Here is a 4,761-nt window from a genome sequence, read left to right as displayed (position 1 = left end):
TAATAATGATAACAATAATAGAAGTTATTAATATTTTTAAGATTTTATTCATTTTTTAATTTCTATACCATGCTGTTTTAGGCCAGTTTTTATGTTTGGGTTTACCTTTCCATGATGAGCAATCTTTGACACCTTTTCTATAAATACTATTCAAACCATCGCATTTAGTCATTTTTCCCAAGGAAGAACATTTATAAGCTTTGGCGTGATACCAGCAATCACTTTTATAAAAATCTACATAAGCTCTAGGATGTTTTTTTGACCAGTATCTATGATCAGATTTTGTTCCGTTAAATCTATTACAATGTACATGAGTCCCTTTTTTTACTTTGTGACCATCGTGTTGTCCTTTATATGATTTACCACTATAAAAGGTTATCCCATCCGGTATTTTTCCATCATCTTTCCCGTCCATATTACCAACAAAATCAGAGAAATTAATTACTTTTGTATTATTTTCAGCACTACCATCAGCTGAATAACTTGAAGTTTTATTCTCTGGATTAGGTAATTTGTCTTCTACAACGACTTTATTTCCATGTTTAGTTATGTGAAAATTATTATCTTCTTTTTCTATTTCTTTAAATTGTTTCATCGTTTTGGAATCAACTTGAGAAGTATCATACGTTCCCACTAATTTAATATTTTGAGGAGTTGAATCGTGACTTTCTTTTGCGTGAGTTATATTTGTTTGTACACTCGCTATCCCTGACCCCGATACTAAAATGCCCACTAAAATTAGTTTTGCGAAATTTTTCAACTTTTTTACATCTCCTTGAAAATTAAATATATTATGTAGAAAAAATATACACTTTTAAGTTATCATAAATTATAAAAATTTTTTTGAAAACTAGGTGAACTTTAATGAAAAAAGTATTCTATGTTATTGGTATAATAATTTTTTTAGCAATTTGTTATATTTTTGTAAACTTTTTCTATTTTGATTCATGGGCGTGTCATTCAAGTGAAAAGCAATTAAATAATTATGTTAAGCATGAAGATACTAAGAAATTAAAAGAGGTTGCTAAAGATAATAAAACGTATCAATTCTTAAAAAAGCAAAATAAAATTTCTATAGATGGAAAATCTGATAATCAAGGAAGTGGGCATATAGGTTATTATCGTATTGATATCAATGGAAAACCAGCTGCATTATTTATAAAAATTAAGCATTCATTTCTTCCAGAAATACCAAAGGTAAAAACAGTAGAATTAGATAAATAAAATATCTGAAAAGAACGATAAAAAAGCAAGCGACTAATAATCTTATTAGTCGCTTGCTTTTTTATCGTTCTTTCAATCGTTTAATCGCATTTTTTAATGGGCGATCATCACGATATGTATTGAAGTTCATAAATGCTGTACTATCAAAATGTTGTAATAAGTGATGAAAGACGTCATTTTCTTGTCTCAGTTGGTCGATTTCATCTTCCAATTGATGAATATGGCGTTGAAGTGCCTGATTGTTCGATTTGAGTGCCTCGTTGTCTTTTTTAAACAATTCACTGACTTCACTGGATTCTTTAATTTGTTCGATGATTGTCGGTTTAATGCGATTACCAATAGCTGTATGACGTATGTATTCGGTCACATTCATCTCTCGAATATCCGCAAGTGCACAAATCTTTTCGTATTGCGATTGACTTACACGAATTGTTAAGATTTTTTCTTTTGAATTTTGTTTTTTTGGCATTGAACCACCTCATGATTAATATGTGATAAGCATACATACGTGTGCTTATCTTTATATTAATATAACATACATATGTATGCTAATAAATATGTATGATTCGAGGTGGTATGAGCTAACATTTGGCATACATCTTTTCAAACATATTTGTTTGATAATGCGTATGTCATTTGTTAGCTATAGAACGGCATTCAAAAATATATTTTTGAATGTAGTGATGGCCTCGCCAGAGCGAAGATAACTCTTACATTTGAATGTAAGAGTATATCGAGCTATACTCTCATTGCGGAATCAGCCTCACATGTTTGAGGCGTAGCGGTGAGAGTATCCATCATTTTACATAAGCGAAGCATTGTCGAAGGTAGACAATCACAGCGCTTGTAAAATGATATTTGCGAAGGTTCTCGAAAGTAGAGAACCACAGACAAATCAAAAAGCTTCGGGGAGGGCGCTCAATTTGAAATTAGCTTGGAATACGCAAAAAAATAAAATGAGCGATGTTAAAGGCAAAGAGATGGAACAAGAACGTAAAGGGAGAATCAAAAACGATGAGATTGATTTGAAACGGACAAACTTAAACTTTGATTTAGTTGAAGATGAACGTCATTTGTATCATCGTGTGAAAGATAGAGTCGATTATTATAAAGAACAGGGGTCACGTGTACAGAAAAATAGTGTGGTGATGTATTCCAATATCATTACGTTATCGAAAGAAGAGGCCGACCGTATGGGAGAAACACGTACAAAACACTACTTTAAGACATGTAAAGATTACTTCAGTGAACGTTTTGGTGAAGCCAATGTCGTTTCAGCGAAAGTGCATATGGATGAATCAGCGCCTCATATGCACCTTCATTTTATACCTGTTAATCATCAAGGGCGATTATCAGCACGTACAGCCATGAATCGACAAGCCATTAATCATATTCATGATGAATTAACAACACATCTGTGCCAGCAAGGTTTTGATGTTGAACGTGGGAGTACCGATGATAATAAAACGTATATTCAAGATATTCATGAATATAAAAAGAAAGCGAAAGTTTTAAGTGAATTAGACCAACAAATTGAAACGAAAAAACAATTGTTGAGGATATCAACGATTTACACGATGAAAAAGAACATTTAACTCGGGATATTCAAAACTTAAAACGGAAAAATCATTTTTTACAAGAGGATTCTCAACAGGCTCAAGAAGATATCGACCTATATAAGCAACTGAGAGCAAATTCTAGGGACGATTTTGAAAAAGATGAGGAAAAGTACCAAAAAGAAATCAAAGCGTATGAGATGTCTCTGAGTGGCCTTAGAATGAATTACCGAGATTTGGACAAGCGCAATCAATATTTAACAACACAAAATAATCAACTCGAACACCATTTAGACATGTTAAATGCACGTCATCAAGCGATGAACGACATGGTAAGAAACGATACACGTATTTTGTTTGCGGGGCTTAGATGTGCATTGAAAGATAGGAACATTGAATTAAGCGCAGAAATTAAATATCAACGTATGCCAGAAGTCGGTATTGATCCCGATACGGTGGATCAGGGGGCTTTAACACATGCATATCAAGGTGATGTGTCAGGGATAGACCATCATATAAGAAAGGCATCAGCACCTATTAAAAAAGAGACAGAGAATGACTTAGAATTAGAATAAGTCAATAAAAATAAGCACTCAGGCAAGTATGATACTTGTTTGAGCGCTTATCTCAATGAAAAGAGTAAGTAAAAACTTAATAAGCTGGCGACACTTATTAAGAGCAATAATAACTTTAATTACTGAATTAGTAGACTAGTTCAGTAATTAGGAACGATACCTTTGTATTTCTATATTATTATAAGAATTCCAAGGTAGCAAAGATATTGTATTGGAAGTGATAAATGTGAGTATGATTTTTAAATTAATTGATGAAGATATTTTGAGTTTCTAAACTTTAAAAAATATCTCCATTCTTTTAAAAGTTTATTTTTGTGTTGGTTTCTTTATAAATATTATTTGAATGCGTTTAAAGTATTTCACTCCGACCTTTTTAATATATTTTTATAAATCTTTTTAAAACCTTTTTAAGTACTGTTTAAGACCTAGAGAGACAAGGCTTTTGAAATGTTAAAGGCATAGTTTTGCCACATTAAAGGCATAGTTTTGCCACATTAAAGGCATAGTTTTGCCACATTAAAGGCATAGTTTTTTTATTGTTATGCCTTTATCTATATGTTACCTTAATTATAAGGGTTATGAGGTTTTTTAAAAAATTACAAAGGCATAGTTTTTTTATTGTTATGCCTTTGTAAAGAGAGGAGTATCATATGAGTGGAGAAACTGTTATATATAAAAATGAAATGAACTTAGTGCCTTTAAGACGATTTACAGCTACTGAAATCAACTTATTTTTTGCAATGTGTAATAAATTAAAAGAGCAAGACACTAATACGTTACACTTATCCTTTGATGAGCTAAAAGAATTAAGTAATTATAATCCAGAAACGCGTAATATAAACAGATTTGTAGATGACCTACAAAGAGTTTACGATAAAATGCTAGATATTCGATATACTATTAGAACAGAAACAAAAATTAAAAAATTCGTTCTATTTTATAAATATGAAATTGATATATCTGAAAGATATTTAGAAATTGCTACTTCCCCAGATTTAAAATATATTTTAAACTCTATTACTAATAACTTTACTAAATTTGAATTAAAGGAAATGACACATCTTAAATCTACTTATGCCAAAAATATGTTTAGAATGCTTAAACAATATAAGCATTCTGGTTATATGAAAATTAGGGTTGAAGATTTTAGAGAACGTTTAGATATTCCAAATTCTTATAGAATGTCTAATATTAATCAATTTGTTCTAACTCCAATCATAAGAGAACTATCTACGATATTTAATAATCTAAAAATCAATAAAATCAAAGCTAAAAAAGGACGTAAAATTGAATGGCTGGAGTTTATCTTTGACGCTGAGAAACGCATTCACAATAAACGACAACCTCAAATGACCAATGTAGGTAAACAGCGTCAATATATCAATCGTGAGAAAACACCAGAATGG

Annotated in this window: 6 protein-coding genes; 4 read left to right on the top strand and 2 right to left on the bottom strand. The window is 31.0% G+C overall.

All coding sequences use genetic code 11. The features are described from left to right. Nucleotides 1-55 precede the first annotated feature (55 nt). Nucleotides 56-760, bottom strand: coding sequence for a hypothetical protein (locus tag IE142_RS39480; RefSeq protein ID WP_020368010.1), 705 nt, complete (start codon nt 758-760; stop codon nt 56-58). Between the two features lie 104 nt (nt 761-864). On the opposite strand from IE142_RS39480, the gene IE142_RS39475 reads away from it, so the two are divergent. After that, complete coding sequence (locus IE142_RS39475) at nt 865-1,224, top strand: hypothetical protein (RefSeq protein ID WP_002511321.1); 360 nt, start codon at nt 865-867, stop codon at nt 1,222-1,224. Between the two features lie 61 nt (nt 1,225-1,285). Here IE142_RS39475 and IE142_RS39470 read toward each other — a convergent pair whose 3' ends face one another. Next, on the bottom strand, nt 1,286-1,693 hold the full coding sequence (locus IE142_RS39470; RefSeq protein ID WP_049315994.1) for a plasmid mobilization protein: 408 nt from the start codon (nt 1,691-1,693) through the stop codon (nt 1,286-1,288). Between the two features lie 382 nt (nt 1,694-2,075). Here IE142_RS39470 and mobV point away from each other — a divergent pair, with 382 nt between their 5' ends. From mobV to IE142_RS39455, 3 genes are all read left to right on the top strand, one after another. Continuing rightward, nucleotides 2,076-2,819 carry a MobV family relaxase gene (gene mobV / locus IE142_RS39465; protein ID WP_502266903.1) on the top strand — a complete coding sequence of 248 codons (744 nt, stop codon included), beginning with the start codon at nt 2,076-2,078 and terminating at the stop codon, nt 2,817-2,819. Nucleotides 2,820-2,980: 161 nt separating this feature from the next. Then, complete coding sequence (locus IE142_RS39460) at nt 2,981-3,355, top strand: hypothetical protein (protein ID WP_502266902.1); 375 nt, start codon at nt 2,981-2,983, stop codon at nt 3,353-3,355. A 650-nt stretch (nt 3,356-4,005) separates the two neighbouring features. After that, a partial coding sequence (locus IE142_RS39455) for a RepB family plasmid replication initiator protein (protein ID WP_191889369.1) occupies nt 4,006-4,761 on the top strand: 756 nt, incomplete at its 3' end.

Source organism: Streptomyces mutabilis (assembly GCF_014649815.1).
Taxonomy (GTDB): Bacteria; Actinomycetota; Actinomycetes; order Streptomycetales; family Streptomycetaceae; genus Streptomyces; species Streptomyces mutabilis.
Note: the sequence above shows the minus strand (reverse complement) of the source record. Positions and strands in the feature narration are given on the sequence as shown.

Coding starts and splice junctions, on each gene's coding strand:
- IE142_RS39460 (WP_502266902.1), top strand. CDS start 2,981: ATGTCTCTGAGTGGCCTTAGAATGAATTACCGAGATTTGGACAAGCGC.
- mobV (WP_502266903.1), top strand. CDS start 2,076: ATGATATTTGCGAAGGTTCTCGAAAGTAGAGAACCACAGACAAATCAA.
- IE142_RS39470 (WP_049315994.1), bottom strand. CDS start 1,693: ATGCCAAAAAAACAAAATTCAAAAGAAAAAATCTTAACAATTCGTGTA.
- IE142_RS39475 (WP_002511321.1), top strand. CDS start 865: ATGAAAAAAGTATTCTATGTTATTGGTATAATAATTTTTTTAGCAATT.